This window comes from Streptomyces sp. H27-H1 (assembly GCF_026627445.1).
Classification (GTDB): domain Bacteria; phylum Actinomycetota; class Actinomycetes; order Streptomycetales; family Streptomycetaceae; genus Streptomyces.
Window position 1 is genome coordinate 1 of the sequence record NZ_JAPNLJ010000050.1, and the last position, 20,741, is coordinate 20,741.

Here is a 20,741-nt window from a genome sequence, read left to right on the forward strand (position 1 = left end):
CCCTCGATGGGGCGGGGGGCCGGCCGGGGCACGGTGATCGGGCCGGGCTGCCGGGGCGGGTCCCGTCGCGGAAGGTGGTGCGGCGGGAGGGAGGGAGGGAACGCGGGTGCGGTGGGGAACCGCTAGCCGTGGCCGTGCAGGACGCCGCGGCCGACCGTGGGGGCCTGGCTGTCGGCGGCGGTCCGGGGGCTGACGCCCACCCGGTCCGCGAAGGCCGCACGCACGCCAGGGGCAGCCTGCGGCAGGCACTCTCCCGTGACGCTTCGTGTGCGGTTCATGGTCCGAGTGTACGGGCGCCCGCGTGACCCGTACGCCGCGGAGCGGCCGGCGAGGACCGGCCGACGAGGAGGCCGGCCCTCTTCATGCGAGGCGGTCGATGAGGATCATCGCCACGTCGTCGGTCAAGCGGTCCTCGGTGTGGCGGATCAATGCCTTGTGCAGTTCGTACAGGAACTCCTGTGGGGCGGCGCCGGCGGCTATCTGCTCCATGGTCTCCGGCAGCGGGAGGAAGTCGTTGTCACGGTTGCGGGCCTCGATCACTCCGTCGGTGTAGAGCAGCAGCCGGTCACCGGGTAGGAACGGGTAACTCTCGGGCCCGGCTGGAAGGCCGTCGACGAGGTCTTCGAGACCGAGCGGCGGCATCGGCGAGGCGGGCATCAGAGCCCGAACCTTGCCCTGGCGCAGCACCAGCGGCGGCGGATGGCCGCGGTTGACCAAGGTCACCACCGGGTCGTCCGTCACCTGGGCGATGAGCGCGGTGGTGAACCCCTCCATGAGGACCTCGGGAAGTTCTGTCTGGGAGTAGGTACCCGGTACGGCGGCCTCCCGCCGCAGCGCGGCCGCGCAATGGTTCATCACCTCCTGTACCTCGTCCTCGTAGTGCACGGCTTCCCGGAACGCGCCGAGGGCCACCGCGACCGCGCGTATGGCGGACAGCCCCTTCCCCCGGACGTCCCCCACGATCAGACGGACGCCGTAGCGGGTCTGCACGGCCTCGTACAGATCGCCGCCCACCTGGGCCCCTGTCCCGGCCGCGAGGCACAGGCTGGCCGCCCGTACCGGGCCCAGGAACTCGGGGACGGGCCGCAGGACGACCTCCTGAGCCGCCACCGCGATCCGGCGGACCTGGTCGAGCTCGCCCTGCCTGCGCGTGCGCACCGCGTTACTCAGGATGACACTGGCCACGGACACCACGATGATCCCCAGGAAGTTGCCGATGATCAGCTGGGTCTGCGTTCCCCACGACTGGTTGTAGGTCGCGGAGGTCGCGTTCACGGCTGCGGCGAGGGACGCCGCCGACAGCGTGCCCATCGGGCCCATCGTCAGCGCTGCCAGCGCCGGCGTCGTGGTGAGGACGGGACCTGTGACCAGATCGTGTGCGGGCGAGAGCTCGATTCCCAGCACACCCAGCGCGATCGCGAAGGGCGCACACTGCGCCAGTGTGAACAGGACCGCGCCGTGACCGCCCACTCCTGATCGGGAGGACGGTCCTTGCCGACCGGGCGAGCGAGGATGTGACCCCATGGGTACAGCGTGCCTCGCCAGAGCGGCTACGGCCTCCCGGAACCCCGTGACCAGCGGCGTCCCCGCACTTCTGCGCCCCGGTCGTGATCAGTGACCAGTGCGCTGGCTCTGCCGGCATCAGGGCCTGGACGAGCTGAGCCGTCCGGCAGCCCGGTCGCATTGCGCCGCGTCGGCCACTGCCGAGCCGTTGGCCGGGGTGGGGGCACGGCGACCGAGTTCGTCTCTGACACCGTGACCGGTACCCCTCGGATCCGCGTCGACGGCGCGGGAGTTCGGGCTGTCGCCGGACCGCTGCTCCAGCCGGCCACCGGTGCCCGCGTCGGCGGTCCCTTCGCCCAAGCCCCGAACGCCCGTGAGAACGCCCTACCGCACCCGGTTCCGGCCGCGGTGCCTAGGGTGGCCCCTATGTCTGTCACTTTGAGCTCCGGAAGAGCTGCCACCGCTCTTCGTACGTCGGCGCGCGTCAGCGCCGAGTCGCTGGTGGTACTGGCGATGGCGGCGGTCACGCTGTGGATCCTCGGCCGCATGTGGTCGGTGGTCTGGCCGCTCATCGTCGCCCTGCTCCTCACCACCCTGACCTGGCCGGTGGCCGCCTTCCTGCGTCGGCGCGGATGGTGGCCCGCCCTGGCCGCGACCGTGGTGACCGTGCTGTTCCTCGTCGTCGCCGCGGGCATCATGGCGCTGATCGCCGTCCCCGTGGCCTCCCAGTCGGGCGAGCTGGTCGACGGGGTGGTCCAGGGCATCCAGCAGCTGCGCGAATGGGCTGCGGGGCCGCCGCTGAACATCGGCGACGACCAGCTCACGGGCGCCTTCGACGCCGCGATGGACCGCCTGCAGAACAGCGTCGGGAGCGCGGTCTCCACCGTAGCCACGGGGGTCGGCACCGTATTCAACGGCCTGGTCACCGCGGTCCTGGCGCTCTTCCTGATGTTCTTCTTCCTCAAGGACGGCCCACGGTTCCTGCCGTGGCTCGCCCGCCAGCTTCCCGGACGGTTCGCCACCGACGTTCCGGCCGTGGCCGTGCGCGGCTGGGAGACCCTGGGAGCGTTCGTGCGGTCCCAGGCCTTCGTCGGGCTCCTCGACGCCGTGTTCATCGGCCTCGGCCTGTGGATCGTGGGCGTGCCCCTGGTGCTGCCGCTGGCGGTACTGACCTTCGTGTCCGCGTTCGTACCGATCGTGGGCGCCCTGTTCGCCGGCCTCGTGGCGGTGCTCATCGCGCTGGTGTCCAACGGGCTCACGGACGCGCTCATCGTGCTGGCGATCATCATCGTGGTGCAGCAGCTCGAAGGCAACGTGTTCCAGCCGATGATCCAGAGCCGCGGCCTCGGTCTCCACGCGGCGGTGATCCTGCTGGCGGTCACCCTGGGCGCCAGCCTGGCAGGTGTGGTGGGCAGCCTCCTCGCAGTGCCGGCGGCCGCGCTCGTCGCCGTCGTCTGGAACTACCTGCGCGACCAACTCAGCGAACCGCCACAGGCCCCTGAGCCCGCGGACCCCCTCCCCGCCGCCCCCACCCCCTCCTAGGCCGTCTCTTTCGGATCTTGCCGGGCCCGCGGGGTCGGGCACCGCACCTGGCCGCGTTGTCGGGACGGCTGAGTACGTCCAGTACACGGCCCCCTCCGCCTTGCCAGGCACGGCACCAGACCCCGCGGGCTCGGCCGACAAGATCCGAAAGAGACGACCTAGCCGCGCGCCACACGAGCAAAATGGCCGACCGCAGCCGGGCTCGATCCCGAGGAGCTGAGCCCGCACGAGCCCGGCCTGCGCGTCGCGTACCCTCCGCTGGTCAACGGATGCTGTCGGGTCGCCAGAAGGAGAATCCACCCATGGCACCTACCCTCACCGCTTCGTCAGGCCGTGCGTACCCCTCTCACTACGCCGACGTGCACGCCCTGGTCTACCGCGACGGCGACCTGCTGATGAGCCTCCGTCGCGACCAGCCCGTCTACCCACGGGTGTTCCAGGTCCCCGCAGGCCTCATGGAACGAGGAGAGCCCGCGACCGTGGCGGCCTGTCGCGAGCTGCGCGAGGAGACCGGACTGATCGCGGACCCGGCAGACCTCCGGCTGGTGCACCTGATGCACCACGTCTCCCCCTACGGCCGCAACGCGCGGCTGGCCATGTTCTTCGAGGCCGGCCGGTGGGGTGGCGACCTGGTCAATGCCGAGCCGGAGAAGTGTGAAGGCTGGCACTGGCACAACATCGACGCCGTCCCCGAACCCCTGCCCGCGTACCTGCGCACCGCCCTCCAGCACATCAGGCACGGCATCCCCTACAGCGAGTTCGCGTGGGAGCCCCCATCCGCGACCGCTCGGCCGACCGACGGCTGACCGCCTTCGGGCCAGGACGTGTCGGCGGTCACGACGCGCGAGAAGGACGCCGTGCGCTGATCCCCAAGGCGTCGCATCTCCCCCCAAGGCAGCCTCCGTCTCCGTCTCACCCGGCACGCGCCGCCTCGAGCACCCTGCCGTGGGCTCGCCGCCCCCATGTCCAGCCGGAACAGCGGGTACTCGTCGGTCAGCAGGGCCGCGTAGACGAGGACCCGCAGGGTCCAGCGCACCAGGCCCATGAGCAGGTCGAAAATGGCCTATGTCAAGCCGCGATCTCGGGGCATGACCCGACCGTCCTGACCGTCCCCTGAGAAAACCTTCAGGAAATTGCGCGGGTCGCGGGCGGGAGGGATCCTCCGCGCCGCCAGGCTGCGCCGCTACCGCACCCCCAGGCCATCCGCGCCGACGAACCGGGTCGCTCCGCCTTGTCGTGGACGACGAAGTCGCGACCGTGCCCCTCGCCTACCTTTCGGACATCACCGGCTCGAACCCTCGGAAGTGGGGACCCGCATGTCCACGTGCGAAGAGCTCAACCGTCCGTCCGCACGGCCCGCGCGGATCGCGGGGCGCACCTGGCCGCTGCTGGCCGCCCTCGCGCTCGTGACCACCGGCTGCGACAGCGCCTCAGATCCAGGCAGCGCCCCGGGAGGCGAGTTGGCGGACGGGAAGACGTTCACCACGGCCACGGCCGTGGCCTCGGATACCGGAGGCCTCGACCCGGCGAAGACGGTGATGTCGGTCGCCATCTGTGTCAACCGCTACCTGTACGACCCGCTGATCCACCTCGACGACGGGGGCGAGCCCGAGGCGGGGCTGGCGGAGAAGTGGCAGGCGACGCTCACCACGGCCACCTTCACACTGCGCCCCGGCATCACGTGCGGTGGCGGGCCCCGAGCGGAAGCTGCTGGCCGCGCAAAAGCTGTTCCACGCCGATGTGCAGGCACCGCTCGGCGAGTTGTACTTCAACGGTCGCGACGAAGGCCTTGGTCATGCTGCCGATCCGGTAGTGGTCGACCACCGAACGCGGCGTGCGCGAGGCGAGGTCCTTGACGCCCGAAGTGCCCGGCCAGATCGAGTACGCGTCGCCGACCTGCCCGGTGACGCCGGGCACTCCGTCCCTGACCGCACTGTCCATGGCCTGCTGGGTTCGCGTATGCCCCGAGCCGTAGCCGGCCGCCGCGGGTGAGATGAACGGTCCCGCGGTCAGTGCCGCCGTAGCCACCAGGCGTTTTCTCGAACCGTTGATGTCCGGAAGGTAGAGGCGGCCGCCAGGCCGTCGCTTCGTCGCGGGCGACAACGCGGGACGGGACGCTCATCGGCGGCGACGAACGCGAGACGAAGGCCTGTTCGGCCCCTTCACCGACAGCTCGCGGACAGCGGGGACATGCGGCCGGACCCCGGGGTGAGCACCGTGCGAACGCCCCGTGACGTCGGCGGACCCACGTCACGGGCGTCCACGGACCGGCCGTCCGGACGGCTACCGGCTGAGCGACTTGAGCGCCGCCGCGTCGTACGGCTTCAGTTCGTCGAAGCGGTTGCCGAGGACCTTCGACGCCCAGTGCGGGTCCTGGAGCAGGGCCCGGCCGACGGCGACCATGTCGAACTCGTCCCGTTCCATGCGGTCCAGGAGGTTGTCGATGTCGCCGAGCGCCGCACCCTCGCCGGCGAAGGCCCGGATGAAGTCGCCGTCGAGGCCGACCGAGCCGACGGTGATGGCCGGGCGGCCGGTGAGCTTCTTGGTCCAGCCCGCCAGGTTCAGGTCCGAGCCCTCGAACTCAGGGAGCCAGTAGCGCCGGGTGGAGGCGTGGAACGCGTCGACGCCGGCCGCCGCCAGCGGGGCCAGGATCGCTTCCAGCTCCTCCGGGGTCTGTGCGAGCCGGGCGTCGTAGGCCTCCTGCTTCCACTGCGAGTAGCGGAAGATCACCGGGAAATCGGCCGGGACGCGCTCGCGGACCGCGGCCACGATTTCCGCGGCGAACTTCGTACGGTCCGCCGCGTTGCCCCCGTAGACGTCGGTGCGCCGGTTGGTCCGTTCCCACAGGAACTGGTCGAGCAGGTAGCCGTGGGCGCCGTGCAGTTCGACGCCGTCGAAGCCGATCCGCTCGGCCTGCGCGGCGGCGTCGGCGAACGCGCCGATGACGTCGTCGAGGTCGGCGCGGGTCATCGCCTTGCCGGTTCCCTCGGTGCCGTCGACGCGGATGCCGGAGGGGCCGACGGCGGGCGCGTCGGCGTACGGTGCCTCGCCCTGCTTGCGCACCATGCCTATGTGCCACAGCTGAGGCACGATCGTGCCGCCGGCCTCGTGCACTGCGGCGGCGACCTTCGCCCACCCCGCCAGCTGGTCCTCACCGTGGAACCGCGGCACCCGGTCGCTCTGCCCGGCGGACTCGTGGCCGACGTAGGTGCCCTCGGTGACGATCAAGCCCACACCCGCGGCGGCCCGGCTGGCGTAGTACGCCTGCACGTCCTCGCCGGGCACGCCGTCGGGGGAGAACATCCGGGTCATCGGAGCCATAGCGATGCGATTGGGGACGGTCAGGCCGTTCAGCGTGATGGGCCGGGACAGGATCTCGGCGGCGCGGGAGGCCGTGGACGAAGTGACGGTCATGCGGGTCCTCCGGGGTGAGGCTGTGGCTCGTCGGGATGACAACGAGGAGTGCATAGTACATACATTATGTATCATGCATATTGCCCACTCGGCTCGGCCCTCACGCGGAGCCGTCCGCGGGTCCCCCGTAGAGGTCCGCCGGTCCAGGGGTCGGTGATAATGGAGCGCCGGAAGGAGGGGGAGTCGCAGTGCTGGAGAAACTGGAGCGGGAGCTGATGCTGCTTTCGCGGCACCAGGTGCTTGCCCGTCGTGAGCGCGACCCCGACCGCCTGGAGCGGTCGGCGTACCTGCTGCTCAGCCGGATCGACACGCAAGGCCCCATGTCCATCGGACAGTTGGCGGAAGCCTTCGGGCTCGACACCTCGACCGTGAACCGGCAGACGGCCGCACTGCTGCGCTGCGGACTGGCCGAGCGCGTCGCGGACCCGGACGGCGGCATGGCCCGCAAGCTGCGCATCACCGAGGAGGGCGGGCGCCGGCTCGCCGGAGACCGTGAGGTCAATCAGTCCTGTCTGGCGCGGGTGGTCGCCGGCTGGTCCCCCGAGGAGGTGCGGGAGCTGGAGGACGTCCTGGTCCGCCTCAACCGCAGCGCCGAGGCCCTCGAGGGACAGTTCTGGCCGCGCACGGAGGAAGACGACACCCGCGCCGCGAGCCGCCCGCCGGTCCCGCAGGAATGGCGTTGACGAGCGCCATCACCTTCACGGCCTTCGGGGAGCCCGGCCGGCTGTGTAGGTGAGAGCGGGTTTCCGGCCGTACGACGAAGGCCCGGTTCCCTTGGGGGAACCGGGCCTTCGTACTGAGTAGCGGGGGCAGGATTTGAACCTACGACCTCTGGGTTATGAGCCCAGCGAGCTACCGAGCTGCTCCACCCCGCGTCGGTGAACCCAACCCTATGCCATCCGGCCGGCCGGCTGCACCACTTTGTTCATCGGCCGGCCGGCTGGGAAACATCGGGGTGCGGATGTCGGCTTCCTCGACCCGGGTCCGAGCCCGATCGCGGGATGGGGTCCGGGTGGTCGCTACGACCCTTCCCGCGCCCCCGGCGGCGTCGCGGGCGCCGGCCAGATGCCGCCGAGCAGGAGTCGCAGCTGCTCCGAGAGCCGAGTGGCGTCGATCGCTCCGGGGGAGGTGAGTGCGAGGCGTGCGAAGTGTTCCGCGGAGGCCACCAGGGCGTGGGCGAGGACCTCGGGGTCGGGTGCGGGCCGCTGCGCAACGGCGGGAGCGGACTCGAGCCACGAGGCGACCCCCTGTCGGAACCGCTCCCGGTCCGCCTCGATGCGCGCGTGGACGACCGGGGGCGTGGTTGCCGGGGTGAGCAGGATGAGGCGCCAGGTGTCCGGGTCCTCCCGCAGCATCGCGGCCATCCGGTGCACCGCCTCGCAGACGAAGCCGACCGGGTCGTCGGCGCGGAGGGGATCGGGAACGGCCGCGAGGAGACGGGTGAAGGCGCGCTCCTGCTGACGGTCGAGGAGGGTGAGCAGCAGTGCGTCGAGGTCGCTGAAGGCGCCGTAGACGACGGACCGCGCGACATGCGCCCGCTTGGCGATCGCGTCGATCGAAACCCGGCCGTAGCCGTCGCTCACGATCAAGGCGAGGGCCGCGTCGAGCAATTGCTCGCGCCGTTCGGTCATCGGGACGCGCGGAGCGTAGGGGCGCCGCTTGTGCGGCCTGTCGCTGGGAGACGTCGGTGTCGACACCTTGGCATCTTACGACAGTCGTGTCTTAATTTACGACAGCACTGTCTTATTTGGGGAGCGGCATGCGCCCGCCGCCACGGACACGAGGGAGGGCCCTGATGGCCCGACTGAACGGCAAAGAGGTCGAACCGCACGAGGACTACGGATTCTTCGGCCCAGGATCGGTGGTCTGGAAGGTGTGGAGCTACCCGACGGCGCCCACGGTGGGCTTCCAGCGCTCTGTGGTGGTCGAGGAGCTGGATCCGCCGCTGGTGGCCGCGGTCCACGGCACCCAGGGCATCTACGAGCGCACCCGCACCCGCTATGACCGCACGCTGCGCTACTTCTCCATGGTGGCCTTCGCCGGCTCGGAGCAGGTGTGCAAGGCCGCCGACGTCCTGGTCAAGATCCACTCGAAGGCCATCGGGCAACTCCCTTACGGCGAAGGCACCTACGACGCCAACGACCCCGCCTCGCAGCTGTGGATACAGCTCACCGGCTGGCACTCGATCCTCTACGCGTACGAGAAGTACGGGCCCGGCAAACTCACCGCGCAGGAGGAGCGGGAGTACTGGGAGGCCTGCGCGCTCGCAGCGGAGCTGCAGACCTGCTCGCCCGACGACGTTCCGCGCGACCGTGCGGGAGTCCGGGCGTACTTCGAGCGCATGCGCCCACAGCTGTCGGCCAGCCCGATCGCCCGTCAGGCCATGAACCACCTCCTGAACACCGATCTCGTCCTCCCGCCGACGCCCTGGTGGATGAAGCCCGCGCGGACGGTCGTGGCGCGGACGCACCGCATCGCCACGATCGCCACCATGCCGCGCTGGATGCGGGAGATGGCCCAGATCCGCCAGTCTCGCCTGCTGGACGTCCTCGTCGTCCCCGTCATGCGGACGGCGTTCGCCCTCGCGCACCTCAGCCCGCGGGTCGAACTGTTCCTGCTGGGGATGCTCTCCCCCTCCACGGTCAAGGTGGTCGCCCCCATCAAGCTCGGCGTACCTCCCCGGACGAAGGAGGTCCTCACTCCCGAGCAGGCACGCGCCCGCCACGGCTACGTGAAGCCCGCCGAGGCGCACGCCCGGTTCCGGGCGCGCCAAGCCGCACGCGTCTTCGGCGATGGAAAGGCCCCGAGCGACCAAGGCCTCATCGAGTCCCAGGAGGTGCTCGGCCCGCTGGCCTGACCACTCGGGCGGACACCCGCCGCCGGTGGCCGCGCGAGCCGCACCGGTTCGGCGCCCTGCCTGGGCGACCCGTGAGTCGCGCGAGCGTGGTTCGTGAATGTTTGCGATCCCAGGCTGGGTGTACGAAATGTTCCGTCGAGCGGTGGTTACGGAGTCGGCTGCTCCGCCCGGGTGAGTGGTGCGCCGTGCGTGCCTGGTGGCGTGAAGGGGTATGGGGCGGCCTCCACGTACGGGTGGCGGGCGCGTGCATGGGGCAGCGGTTGTCCGGGCCGTGTCGGCTCTGAATACATGCCCCCCGCAGACAACGGTGACGGGATTGTCCGTATTGGGTAACCGGGGCCGCCGGGTGTCGTGTGGGCTGCGCGTTGTGCCGAAGCTCTGGGTGTGGCCCCATCCGGGCCGGGTATCCGCACCGCCTCCGTGACCGAGTTCCGGCCGGCGGGGCACTGTGTTAGAGGGAGCGTCACCCATGTCTTCTCTTTCTTCGCCCACTCGTCGTATCGCCGCCACTGTCCTGGCGGCCGGAGCCGTCGTCTGCGCGGTCGCCGTGCCGGCCGCCGCTGACGGCGGGGGCCGGCATCACCAGCGCCACCAGCCCGTGGAGATCAGCCGGGTGCAGGCCGACAGCCCCGGCCATGACGACCGTTCCAACCACTCGCTGAACGCGGAATGGGTGGAGATCACCAACACCACCCGCAGGGCGGTCGACCTCAAGGGCTGGACCCTGCGGGACAAGGACGGTCAGCGCTACCGCTTCGAAAGCGTCCGTATCGCCCCGCGGGGCACCCTCCGCATCCACACCGGCCAAGGCCGCGACACCCGCACCGACCTGTTCCAGGACCGCCGCGACTACATGTGGGACAACCGCGCCGACACCGCGACCCTGCGCGACGAGCGCGGCCGCACGGTGGACACCGAGTCCTGGAGCCCCCGCCACCGCTAGCCCCCGCCGCGGCGCTGCGACAACCGTCGCAGCCGCCGGCGGACCATCCTGAAGACCGTGTGCCGGGCAGAGCACGAGACTGCCGGCACACACTCACGTCCAGGTCCGGCGGGCCGGCGCCGGGTGTGCCAGGGTCCGCGGGGCCGGGCGGCGGTGCTGGTGACGCCGGCGAAGCCGGCTCTTCGGAGGCCAAGCCGGTGGCGGTCGAGCGCGGCGGCCCGCTGCGGTCCCCGACGAGGAGTACCGTGGCAAGGGTTCGGCGGGATCGGTGACACCAGAAACCTGTTGCCGCATTCCTTCCGCCCCAAGCGCCCTCACTCAGCCACCCCCCCCGGCTGGGTCAGGGCCCGGCCCCGACCGGCCTCTCCCCCCCAGGCTGGTCGGGGCCCCTCCTCCCTGCCTGTGGTGTGACCGGGCGGGGGGTGGCCTCACCCGCCGGGCGTGAGAGCGAGGGGTGAGCTGCCTCAGGTCTCGCCGCGTCGGCCGCGCACGAAGTAGGCGACGAGAGCGGGGACATCGCGGGGCGTACCGCCGCTGCGGAGTGATCGCGTGGCCCGCACTCCGGCGGCCACGGCCAATTCCTCGTTGGCTTCTTCCCCGGGGAGCCCACCGGAGTCGTGCTCTGCGAGTCCCGGCCGCTGGACCCGCAGTTGCGACGCCGTCTTCCCGGGCACGCGAACATCGTGGCGTTGCAGAGCCGGTTCACCCTCACCGGTGACAGGGGACGGCCGGAGGACGAGTCGGCCGTCGCCTTCGTCTTCGGCGGCAGCGAGGCCGACCGCCGAACCCTGCCCCGCGAGACCGGCATGCAGCGCGCGGTCCTCGACCACCCCGACGAGGAAGGTCACTGGTACACGCGACTCGGATGGTTCGCTCTGGGCTCCGAGTGACGGCTGACCGAAGATGTGTCCGGGTCGGTGCGGACCGTACTGCCGTGTCAGTCGGCGTTGTACCGGATCACCGTACGTGCCAGCCGGGCCCGGGCCGGAGCCAGTTCGGCCGCGATCGACCGCGTCCGGGAGGCGTCGCAGACCACCCGGGCCGGATGCGGCCCGGCCGAGGCCAGGCAGCGGCGGCGCAGGTGGGTCGGCGGGTGGGTGTCGTCGACGCTGTGCCCGCGCCGGGCCGAGACCCGGCGCAGCCGCTCGTACTCGCTCTCGGGTACGGAGCCGATCCGCGCGGCCAGTCGCTCCCACAGTTCTCGCTCCGCGGCTTCGCGCGCCTCGCGGCCACGGGATCCACCGGAAGCCTCGGGCGCCGTCATCGACGCGCGCCGCAAATGTGCCTCCACCGCGTCGCCGATCAGCAGCCGGTCCATCAGCGTGACGGCGGCCACGGTCGAACCGGCTCGGGCCGCGCCCGCGTCCGCCAGATACTCCGCCCGCTGCGAAGCCCGCAACGTCAGGCCGTCGAGCAGGACGATCAGCCCGTAGACCGCCCAGCGCGGCAGGAATACCAGGGTGTTCACACAGAGGTCCAGGAGACTGTCCAGGGGGTGCGGGACCAGGAAGTAGTACCAGCGGGCCAGGGTCCGCAGCGCTCCGTGCATCACGAACGAGGAGCGGACGTCGCCGTTCGCGAAATGCCCGAGCTCGTGTCCCAGCAGGGCCACGCGTTCCTGGGGCGAGAGGACCTCCCACAGCCCGGCTCCCAGACACATCACCCGCCGGTTGCGGATGCCGTAGGTGCTCACCCACGCGTTGTGCGCGGTGTCCAGCGCCACCGCGTGCACCCCGGTCGTGCCCACGGCCGCCCCGACCTCGTCGATCAGCTCGAAGAGCCGGGGCGCGTCCGCCCGGTACAGCACCGGCGCGCCCTTCGGCAGCCGGCCCGGTCGGGGCAGCAGCGTCGCCACGGCTATCAGGAGCACGATGCCGAACACCGGCAGGATGCGGGTGTGCCACCCGCCGATGATCAGCAGCCCCGCAGCCAGCAGCAGACCCCCGGACACCGAGTGCACCAGCAGGGAGACGCCGAAAGCCAGGACGGTCGACCCGTCCGGCCCGACCCGGCGGGCCTCCTGTCCGCTGCGCTCGATCTCCTCCGCGAGCTGCTGCCCGTAGCGCCTGGCCAAACGCTTCCGGTACGCCGCGAGGCGCCCCCGGTCCGGATCCGGTGCGCCCGGATCCACGTTCCAGTCGCAAGCCGCGCACCAGCTCACGAACCGTGCGTGTACGGAGACGGTGGCCCCGCACTCCGGGCACTGCCGCACCTGCGGTGCGTCCACCTCGTCGACCGTTTCCATGCCTGTTGATCCCCTCCACGCCGAGGACCTGCTGTGATCCCCGGTCAGCGCAGGATAGGTGCGACTGATGAGGGCCCCGCGGCCGCCCCGGAGTGGACGATTTCGGTCGGGAAAGTGCGCCTTGAGACGGCGGGTGAGGTGCCCATCCCGGCGGCTCGTTGAGGACCTCTACGCCTGCGGCGAAGCAGCATCGTCCATGTGCACGGCGCGTGTTTGAGTGACCCGATGAAGATCTTGGTATTGGGCGGAACAGCGTGGGTGGGCCGTGAGGTCTCGCGGCAGGCACTGGAGCGCGGGCATCGGGTGACGTGCCTGGCCCGCGGGGAGAGTGGCAAGGCAGCCGAGGGTGCGGTGTTGGTCGCCGCGGACAGGCGGGACCCTTCGGCGTACGAAAGCCTGGCGGGCCGGGATTGGGACGCCGTGGTCGAGGTGTCGTGGCAGCCGGGCTTCGTCCGCGGGGCCCTGGCGGCGCTCGGCGAGCGGGCGGGCCACTGGTCCTACGTGTCGTCGGTCAGCGCGTACGCCTCGCATGCGCAGCCGGACGCGGACGAGTCGGCGGAACTTCTCCCGGCGGCCCAGCGGGACGAGGTCGACCGCGAGGAGTACGGGGAGGCCAAGGCGGCCTGCGAGGAAGCCGCAACGGCCTCCGTGGGAGACCGGCTCCTCATCGCGCGGGCGGGACTGATCGGCGGCCCCGGTGACCACAGCGGCCGCACCGGGTACTGGGTCGGGCGCGCGGCCCGAGAGCCACTGGCCCCGTTGCTGGTGCCGGCCTCCCCTGGCATCCCGACACAGGTGGTCGACGCGCGGGACCTCGCGGCGTGGCTGCTGGACTGTGCGGAGAGGGGGACGACCGGAACGTACAACGCGGTCGGCCCGATCGTGCCCTTCGGGGAGTGGGTCGCACTGTCGAGGGAGATCGGCGGGCACACCGGGCTGACGGTGGAGGCCGACGCCGACTGGCTGCTCGCACAGGAGGTGGGGCAGTTCATGGGCCCGCAATCGCTTGCGATGTGGATGGCCGACCCGGACTGGGCCGGCTTCAGCGCCCGCAACGGCGCTGCGGCGAGCGCGGCCGGCCTGCGGCACCGGCCTCGGGCGGAGCTACTGGCGGACACCCTGCGCTGGGAGCGGGAACAGGGCCTGGACCGGCCCCGCCGGGCCGGCCTGAGCATCGAGCGCGAGCGTGAACTCCTGGAGGCACTGGCGCGCGTCATCCGGTGAGTCGGGCGTGTCCTGAGGAGCCCTGGGCGGTTGGGTCCGGCTGTCAGTTCTCGTGTCTTCCGTGGCGGGGTCGGCTGGGTGATTTCCTCAGTCCGGGGCGCCTCGGGGGGAAGGCCGGATTCCGGTGCCGTTTCGACTCCGACTTGATTCAGCCTGAAATCAGGACTGTCTTGATTGATGCCAAGGCGGCAATCTCGTTCCTACGAGGAAGGCCAACCGCGAAGGAGACGGAGGGTCGCTGACCGGTAAGGGGTTGGGATATGGCCAGGATCGTTGTGGTGTCGGGGAGTCTGCGCCGGCACTCGGTGAACAGTGCTGCTCTCACCACCATCCGCAGCATTCTCGACCGGCGTGGCGGTGAATTCCAGACGTCGGAGATCAGGATTGCTGATCTTCCGTACTACAACGAGGACCTGGACGTGGGTTCCGGGCCGGCGGCGGTGCGGGCTGCACGCGGGCTGCTCATCGCAGCCGATGCCGCCATCATCAGCACCCCGTCTTACAACGGTGCCATGACAGGGGCGTTGAAGAACGCCCTCGACTGGCTCTCCCGGCCGTGGAAGGAGAGCCCGCTCTCCTGTAAGCCGGTCGCGCTCCTCACCGCTTCTCCCGGAATATACGGCGGCGCCGATGCGCAGCCCGATATGCGCAGGGTCCTCGAAAGGTGTGGCGCCGTACTGATCGATCATGCGCGGGTGGCCATCGGCAACGCCGAATTCCTGGTCGGCCGGGACGGCACCATCACCGAACCCTCGGTGGTGGCGGAGCTGGAAGGCCTCGTCGAGGCCACCGTCGCCGCGGTCCGCGGGCACCACCGCGTCCCCGTCGCGGCCTAGGCCACCGGACCCCCCTCGTACACACCCGTAGAAGGAGGTGATTTCCGTGAAGAAGATTGTCCGCCGTGTCGTCCGTAACGACATCTGATGTTCGGGTCCGGCCCTTCGTGTTGCGGAGGAGGTGATTTCCGTGAAGAAGATCGTTCGTCGTGTCGTCAAGAACAACATCTGATCCCTCCCGGGCTGATTCGGGTCCTTCTGTCAGCTTGTTCGCGGGGGAGGTGATTTCCGTGAAGAAGATTGTCCGCCGTGTCGTCCGTAACGACATCTGATGTTCGGGTCCGGCCCTTCGTGTTGCGGAGGAGGTGATTTCCGTGAAGAAGATCGTTCGCCGTGTCGTCAAGAACAACATCTGATCCCCCCTGGGCTGATTCGGGTCCTTCTGCCAGCTTGTTCGCGGAGGAGGTGATTTCCATGAAGAAGATCGTTCGCCGTGTTGTCAAGAACAACATTTGATGCGGAAGCCGCATCCCAGCCGAGGGGTAGACCTCCTCAGGTACTTGTCTCCCGGGGAAAGCGAACTGCTTTCCCCGGGGGCTGTCCCGCTGAACCCGCTTACCCACAGGAGGTATTTCCATGGCGAACCTGGAGCGCCTGACCCGTATCGTGAACAGTCCCGGCCGGGGCCTCCTGGGCGCAGACGCCCGTGGCGGCCTGCACTGGCTCGACCGCGATCTCAATGTGCTGAGTTCCTCCCACTCCTCAGCCCCGTCGCAGGACCCCGCCGGCGACCCGGTCTACGCCGTCACCTTCGTCGACGACTGGATCATCACGCGCGACAAGACCGGCACCATCTCCCGCTGGCACGCCGACACCCTGCGGCTCAGCGACCGCCTCGACGCCGCCGCGACCGCCGACACCTCGCTGCTCCTCGAAGGCGAGCAGCCGGCCCCCACCATGCTCCGCGGCATCGGCGTCTGGGACGGCAAGCTCTACACCAACAACGGCTACTTCCAGGTCGTCGTCATCGACCTGGAAACCTTCACCATCGAGCGGATCGCCGAGTGGCCACACGGCTACGACATGCTCGAATGGTTCTGCACCGACGCCCCCGGGGTGCACGCCGTATCCGACCGCTCCGGCCGCATCCACCTCGGCTCGCTGCCGGAACTCTCCTTCCCCACGGTCGTCCAGGTCGACACCTCCAACGTCCACCGGGTCGTCTACGACGCCCGGCACAACCGCCTGTGGGCCCTCGGCGACGCGGGCATCGGGCAGACCCACAACATCGCCAACGGCCTGATCACCCTCGGTCTCGACGGCACCATCGGCGAGCGCTTCGACTACGCACGCAACGACGTCGAAGGCCTCGTCTTCTCGCCCGACTTCTCCCGCGTCTACACCGGCGGCTTCGACGGCGAGCTGCTGATCTTCGACAACACCCACCCCGAGCTGCGCGTGGCCAAGCGGATCGGCGGCTTCAGCCACCAGATCATCGACATCACCATCGACGAGTACGGCGACGTCTACACCCTCACCCAGGACGGCGAGGTCACCGCGCTGACCGCCGACGGCACCGTACGCGGCCGGCTCGGCTACGAACGCCAGTGCGTGTGGGACCTCCAGCCCGTCCCGGGCGACGACCGCGCCCTGCTGGCCGCGACCGACGACGGCACGGCCCTGCTGCGCCTGGTCGAACAGATCCCGGGCCACCCCGCACTCGTCCTGGCCGGACAAGAACTCTCGGGCCTCGGTTTCACCCGCCGCCTGGTCACCCTCGACGACGGCTGGGCGGGAGTCTTCTGGCCGGGGACCGTACGCCGCGTCTCCGGCACGGGCCAGGTGGTGTGGGAGCGGCAGATGCCCAGCATCTCGCACACGCTCAGCCGGTCCCCCGACGGCAGCCGCCTGCTCGTCGCCTCCAACGCCGGCGCGATCGAGCTCGACGCCGCCACCGGTGAGGAGCTGTCCCGGATCGACGATCTGCCCGCCAGTGCCTGGGCCGGCGCCTACCTGCAAGACGGCAGCCGGCTCGTCGCCACCCGCAACGGGGTGATGGCCGCCTACTCGGCCGAGGGCGACGTCACCTGGACCACCGAACTCGGCGGCTACCCCAAGCGCCTCGTGGTCGACGGCAACCAGGTACGCGCCACCGGCGGCGGCGGCATCAAGGAGTTCGAGGTCGGACAGCCCCAGCTCGGGCAGCGCTTCACCGAACTGCTCGACAACACCGGCGAGAACTGCGTCATGGCCGACGGCATCCTCGTAGCGATCACCTACGGCCTCCAGGTCGCGGCCTACGACCACGCATCCGGTGAACTCCTCGGACTCCACGAGGACCTCCCCGACTTCCCCAAGGGCATCGCCTCGCTACGCGGCCAGGACGGCGCCACCTACGTCGTCATCGGCGGCCGCGGCGGATACCTCCGGCTCTACCGGCTGGACCGCAACCGCAAGGACAGCGTCCTGACCCCCCTACGCGACCTGTGGCTGCCCACCGCCACCGGCGACTACCCGAACGCCGGCGCACGATGACCTCCCCCGCGGCCACCACGCCCAAGGCCGGCCCCGCCGCCGGTTCCGACGCGGTGGTCGAGCCCTCGCCCTTCCAAAACCCGCGGTTCACGGTGTTCGCCGCGGGCAATGCGATCAACAACATCGGCGAGGCGATGTACGCGACGGCCCTGCCGTTGCTCGCCTACCGGCTGACCGGCTCGCTCACCATCATGACGTTGCTGGCCGCCGCGGTCCCCGTCGGCATGCTCATCGCACCCTCCCTGGGCTGGGTGGCCGACCGCTGGGGGCCGCGGGCCCTGGTCGTACCGGGTCTGCTGCTGCAGGCCGCGGCAGCCCTGATCATGAACCTCATCCTGCACGCGGGCACGCCCACCCCGGCCTCGCTCTTCGTCTGCGCACTCCTCGTCGCGATCGGCGCAGCCGCATACCGGACGGGCTGGATGACCGGCGTACCGGGGATGTTCCCCGACTGCCCGGTACGTGCGCGAGGAACGCTCAACAGCCTCTTCTTCGCCGCCACCCTCATCGGCCCCGTGATCTTCTCCCTCTGCCTTCCCTTCATGGGCTACGAAGGTCTGCTCTGGCTCAACCTGGCCACCTTCTTCGCACCGATCGCGGTCTGGGCGATGGGAGTCCACCCGCCCCGCGTCCGACAGGGCGGAGCGGGCGCGGGCCACAACTGGAAGCTCTCCCAGGGATGGAAAGCGATCGTCGCGGATCGCCGAATCCTGGACATGCTCATCGTGCAGGTAGTGCTCGCCGTCACCTGCGGCGCCGGCTTCCAAGCCCTGGTCATCTACTCACTGGGCCACACCTGGCACCTCTCCGACCGCTCCGCGAGCACTGTCATCACCGTGATGAACGCCTGCATGCTCGCGGGCAACCTGCTCGTCGCCCAACGCAAGCGGATCCGCCCGTGGATCGCCCTGACCCTGGGCATGACCGCCTGCAGCCTCGCGCTGCTGCTGCTGGCCGTGCCGTGGTGGCCGCTCTTCGTCACAGCCATCGCACTCGGCGCGCTCGGCCAGGGCGCCGTCCTGAGCACCGTCGTGATGATGCGCGTCAAGTACCTGCCCGGCCCGGTACTGGGGCGCGCCTCGGGACTGATGTGGCTCATCACCGGCGGCGCCGCACTTCTCTCACCCGCCCTCACCCCGGTGCTGACCGAGGCCGTCGGAGCACAGGGGACGTTCCTCGTGCTCGGCCTGGGCGCTTGCTCCGCCCTGGTGTACCTCAGGCACGGCCGCAAGGAATGGGTCCGGCCGTCAGTGCCGACCGCCACCGAACCGAACGCATAGGAGGAACCACCATGCAGGAAGTTGCCGAGACATCCCGCGACACAACCCACCTCGGGCCCCTCCGTCCCCGCGCCACGGTGCGCTCCGAGGTACGCGTCCCGCTGAGCTTCGGACCCGGCCCCCAGCTCGAGGCGCAGGTGACGACCTTCGGCGGACTGACCGACGGCAAGGAGCACCTCGCCCTCGAACTCGGTGTCCGCCCGGCCGACGGCATCCCCCTGGTCCGCCTCCACTCGGAGTGTCTGACCGGCGACGTCTTCGGATCGGCCCGGTGCGACTGCGGTCCCCAACTGCACGAGGCCCTGCGAATGATCGACGGCGTCGGTGGCGTACTGCTCTACCTGCGCCAGGAGGGGCGCGGCATCGGCCTCTACAACAAGCTCGACGCCTACCGGCTCCAGGACGACGGCTTGGACACCTACGAGGCCAACCGCGCCCTGGGCCTCGGCGACGACCTGCGCGACTACACGGCCGCAGCACAGATGCTGCGAACCCTCGGGATCAGCGAAGTCGATCTCCTCACGAACAACCCCGACAAGTCCCGGCAACTGACCCGGCACGGCATCACGGTGCGCACGACCGTACGCACCGGGGTGTTCGCCAACCCCCACAACATCTCGTACCTCACGGCGAAGGCCGACAGAACGCAGCACACCATCAGCCTCAAGGAGAAGATCGCGTGATCAAGCACCAGGGCCCGATCAGCGGGGTCGCCACCTTCGGTGACCGCTACGTGGCCACCGCCGGCTACGACAACCAGGTCATCCTCTGGGACGCCGCCAAGCACACGCCCCTGGCACGCGGCGTGCACGACCATCTGGTCAACCAAGTGGCGTTCAGCCCGGACGGCTCACTGCTCGTCACCTCCTCCAGCGACTACACCTCACGCCTGTGGTCGGTCCCCGACCTGCGGCTGCGCGCGGTGCTGGGCGACCAGAAGGACGACGTGGAGATGTCCGTCTTCCACCCGGAACAGGAACTGGTCGCCACGGCCTCGCGAGACCACGTCCTGCGCGTGTACGACTTCTCCGGCGCCGTGGTCCGCCGCTTCGAGGGCCACACCGCGGATGTGATCTCCGTCGAGTGGCTGCCCGCCACCGGCGAGCTGATCTCCTCCAGCGACGACGGGACGATCAAGCGCTGGTCGCTCGCCACGGGTGAGATGACCGCAGACATCGACCTCGACGGCGTCGAGACGGACACCATCGCCATCACGCGCGGCGGCGTGGTGTTCGCGGGCAACGACGACGGCGCCATCATCCGCATAGAGAACGGCGAGACCGAGTACTTCCCGGCCCACGACGCCGGCATCAAGCGCCTCGTCCTCAACTCCGCCACGGGCGCCCTCGTCAGCCTCAGCTACGACCGCTCCCTGCGCATCTGGGACACCGCCGCAGGGCTGCGCCCGCTGCACACCGCCGAGTTCCCCGCGGAGATCTGGGCCCGGTCCTGCGCGTTCCTCGACGACCACACGCTCGCCTTCGCCACCTTCGGCTCCACCTACGCGACGTACGACACCCTCTCCGCGACCTGGAACCTCGACCTGGTGGAAGGCACGCGGTGCGTGAACGCCGTCACCACCCTGCCGGACGGGCGCACCTACACCGTCGGGGACGCGGGCGTCGTCCGCGTCGACGGAGCCGAGGCGGGACGCCCGGACAGCCTGTGCAACTTCCTCACCCCCGTGGGCGGCCGGGTCTTCACCGGCGGCCAGCTCGGCCGCGTCTTCGACGCCGACACCGGCGAGACCCTCCACCAGCACCGCTCCCCGCTGAACTGCGCGGCCGCCTTCGAACGAGACGGCGTACCGCACGTGATCGTCGGTGCCTACACCGGTGAAGGCCTCGTCTTCGCCGTACGGGCGGACGGCGGGGTCGAGCACGTGGCGACACTCCCGCTGCTCGCCAACGCCGTGAAGGGACTGGCCGTCTCCGGCGACACGATCTTCGCGGTGTGCGCGGACGCCTCGGCCAGCTGGTTCAGCACGCAGACCCTCCAGGAGACCGGCCGAGTGGAGGAGGCACACACCCGCATCGCCAACGGCTGCGCAGCGCTGCCCGGCGGCCGGTTCGCCAGCGTCAGCCGGGACCTGGTCCTGCGCCTGTGGGACGGCGACGGCGTGACGGCCGTGCCCACCCCGCACGACCACTCCATCAAGTGCGTCGCCGCCTCCGCCGACGGGGCCCTGGTGGCCACTGGCTCCTACGGGGGCACGGTCGCCGTGTACGACACGCGCACCGGAACCTGGCCGTACGTCGGCAAGCCGACCACCGCCGGCATCTCCAACCTCCACTACGCCCCGGAGACGGACACCTTCCTCGCAGCCTCCTACGACGGCTCGGTGTACCCGATCCCGGCGGCCCGCGAGGCGGCGGGCATCTGACGCCGCGAGCCGCTCGAGGAGTTGTGGCGGGGCGGTTAG

Annotated in this window: 20 protein-coding genes and 1 tRNA gene; 12 read left to right on the forward strand and 9 right to left on the reverse strand. The window is 70.3% G+C overall.

The genetic code is table 11. The annotated features are described in order from the left end of the window. Positions 1 to 122: 122 nt before the first annotated feature. Positions 123 to 278, reverse strand: coding sequence for a hypothetical protein (locus tag OTB20_RS34640; RefSeq protein ID WP_267823701.1), 156 nt, complete (start codon positions 276 to 278; stop codon positions 123 to 125). Between the two features lie 82 nt (positions 279 to 360). Next, a complete protein-coding gene (locus OTB20_RS34645) occupies positions 361 to 1,404 on the reverse strand; it encodes a PP2C family protein-serine/threonine phosphatase (protein ID WP_267823703.1) in 1,044 nt (347 codons plus the stop codon). Between the two features lie 525 nt (positions 1,405 to 1,929). Here OTB20_RS34645 and OTB20_RS34650 point away from each other — a divergent pair. Both OTB20_RS34650 and OTB20_RS34655 read left to right on the forward strand, forming a co-directional pair. Then, on the forward strand, positions 1,930 to 3,045 hold the full coding sequence (locus tag OTB20_RS34650; protein ID WP_267823705.1) for an AI-2E family transporter: 1,116 nt from the start codon (positions 1,930 to 1,932) through the stop codon (positions 3,043 to 3,045). 302 nt (positions 3,046 to 3,347) lie between these two features. Continuing rightward, on the forward strand, positions 3,348 to 3,851 hold the full coding sequence (locus tag OTB20_RS34655; RefSeq protein WP_267823707.1) for an NUDIX domain-containing protein: 504 nt from the start codon (positions 3,348 to 3,350) through the stop codon (positions 3,849 to 3,851). A 476-nt stretch (positions 3,852 to 4,327) separates the two neighbouring features. Here OTB20_RS34655 and OTB20_RS34665 read toward each other — a convergent pair whose 3' ends face one another. The 3 genes from OTB20_RS34665 to OTB20_RS34675 form a co-directional block, all read right to left on the reverse strand. After that, a complete protein-coding gene (locus OTB20_RS34665; RefSeq protein WP_267823709.1) occupies positions 4,328 to 4,597 on the reverse strand; it encodes a hypothetical protein in 270 nt (89 codons plus the stop codon). Between the two features lie 125 nt (positions 4,598 to 4,722). Beyond that, complete coding sequence (locus OTB20_RS34670) at positions 4,723 to 5,073, reverse strand: hypothetical protein (protein WP_267823711.1); 351 nt, start codon at positions 5,071 to 5,073, stop codon at positions 4,723 to 4,725. A 255-nt stretch (positions 5,074 to 5,328) separates the two neighbouring features. Beyond that, a complete protein-coding gene (locus OTB20_RS34675) occupies positions 5,329 to 6,459 on the reverse strand; it encodes an NADH:flavin oxidoreductase (protein WP_267823712.1) in 1,131 nt (376 codons plus the stop codon). Between the two features lie 191 nt (positions 6,460 to 6,650). On the opposite strand from OTB20_RS34675, the gene OTB20_RS34680 reads away from it, so the two are divergent. Further along, positions 6,651 to 7,142 carry a MarR family winged helix-turn-helix transcriptional regulator gene (locus tag OTB20_RS34680; protein WP_267823785.1) on the forward strand — a complete coding sequence of 164 codons (492 nt, stop codon included), beginning with the start codon at positions 6,651 to 6,653 and terminating at the stop codon, positions 7,140 to 7,142. A gap of 118 nt (positions 7,143 to 7,260) precedes the next feature. Here OTB20_RS34680 and OTB20_RS34685 read toward each other — a convergent pair. Both OTB20_RS34685 and OTB20_RS34690 read right to left on the reverse strand, forming a co-directional pair. Beyond that, positions 7,261 to 7,334: transfer RNA gene (locus tag OTB20_RS34685), tRNA-Met, on the reverse strand. Positions 7,335 to 7,478: 144 nt separating this feature from the next. After that, positions 7,479 to 8,156 (reverse strand): TetR/AcrR family transcriptional regulator, encoded by a 678-nt coding sequence (locus OTB20_RS34690; protein WP_267823714.1) that lies wholly within the window; start codon positions 8,154 to 8,156, stop codon positions 7,479 to 7,481. Positions 8,157 to 8,254: 98 nt separating this feature from the next. Here OTB20_RS34690 and OTB20_RS34695 point away from each other — a divergent pair, with 98 nt between their 5' ends. Together OTB20_RS34695 and OTB20_RS34700 are read left to right on the forward strand one after the other, a co-directional pair. Next, positions 8,255 to 9,316 (forward strand): oxygenase MpaB family protein, encoded by a 1,062-nt coding sequence (locus tag OTB20_RS34695; RefSeq protein ID WP_267823716.1) that lies wholly within the window; start codon positions 8,255 to 8,257, stop codon positions 9,314 to 9,316. Between the two features lie 469 nt (positions 9,317 to 9,785). Then, positions 9,786 to 10,259, forward strand: coding sequence for a lamin tail domain-containing protein (locus tag OTB20_RS34700; protein ID WP_267823718.1), 474 nt, complete (start codon positions 9,786 to 9,788; stop codon positions 10,257 to 10,259). 464 nt (positions 10,260 to 10,723) lie between these two features. On the opposite strand, the gene OTB20_RS34705 is transcribed toward OTB20_RS34700, so the two are convergent. Then, positions 10,724 to 10,933, reverse strand: a complete 210-nt coding sequence (locus OTB20_RS34705; RefSeq protein ID WP_267823792.1) for a hypothetical protein — start codon at positions 10,931 to 10,933, stop codon at positions 10,724 to 10,726. Between OTB20_RS34705 and OTB20_RS34710 the strand changes: the two genes are divergently transcribed. Next, positions 10,877 to 11,149, forward strand: a complete 273-nt coding sequence (locus OTB20_RS34710) for a hypothetical protein (protein WP_267823720.1) — start codon at positions 10,877 to 10,879, stop codon at positions 11,147 to 11,149. The two genes, OTB20_RS34705 and OTB20_RS34710, sit on opposite strands and share 57 nt — an antisense overlap. 47 nt (positions 11,150 to 11,196) lie before the next feature. On the opposite strand, the gene OTB20_RS34715 is transcribed toward OTB20_RS34710, so the two are convergent. Beyond that, positions 11,197 to 12,504 (reverse strand): M48 family metallopeptidase, encoded by a 1,308-nt coding sequence (locus OTB20_RS34715; RefSeq protein ID WP_267823722.1) that lies wholly within the window; start codon positions 12,502 to 12,504, stop codon positions 11,197 to 11,199. Positions 12,505 to 12,729: 225 nt separating this feature from the next. Here OTB20_RS34715 and OTB20_RS34720 point away from each other — a divergent pair, with 225 nt between their 5' ends. From OTB20_RS34720 to OTB20_RS34745, 6 genes are all read left to right on the forward strand, one after another. Further along, positions 12,730 to 13,728: an NAD-dependent epimerase/dehydratase family protein gene (locus tag OTB20_RS34720; RefSeq protein WP_267823724.1), complete on the forward strand. Its 999-nt coding sequence runs from the start codon at positions 12,730 to 12,732 to the stop codon at positions 13,726 to 13,728. A gap of 260 nt (positions 13,729 to 13,988) precedes the next feature. Beyond that, positions 13,989 to 14,564, forward strand: coding sequence for an NADPH-dependent FMN reductase (locus tag OTB20_RS34725; protein ID WP_267823726.1), 576 nt, complete (start codon positions 13,989 to 13,991; stop codon positions 14,562 to 14,564). A gap of 576 nt (positions 14,565 to 15,140) precedes the next feature. Next, positions 15,141 to 17,039: a PQQ-binding-like beta-propeller repeat protein gene (locus tag OTB20_RS34730; protein WP_267823727.1), complete on the forward strand. Its 1,899-nt coding sequence runs from the start codon at positions 15,141 to 15,143 to the stop codon at positions 17,037 to 17,039. Further along, on the forward strand, positions 17,036 to 18,319 hold the full coding sequence (locus OTB20_RS34735) for an MFS transporter (RefSeq protein ID WP_267823729.1): 1,284 nt from the start codon (positions 17,036 to 17,038) through the stop codon (positions 18,317 to 18,319). Before OTB20_RS34730 ends, OTB20_RS34735 begins: the two co-directional genes overlap by 4 nt. 11 nt (positions 18,320 to 18,330) lie before the next feature. Next, entirely contained in the window at positions 18,331 to 19,002 is a 672-nt protein-coding gene (locus OTB20_RS34740) for a GTP cyclohydrolase II (RefSeq protein ID WP_267823731.1), read from the forward strand. After that, a complete protein-coding gene (locus OTB20_RS34745; protein ID WP_267823733.1) occupies positions 18,999 to 20,702 on the forward strand; it encodes a WD40 repeat domain-containing protein in 1,704 nt (567 codons plus the stop codon). The genes OTB20_RS34740 and OTB20_RS34745 overlap by 4 nt, the downstream gene beginning before the upstream one ends. The last annotated feature ends 39 nt before the right edge of the window (positions 20,703 to 20,741 follow it).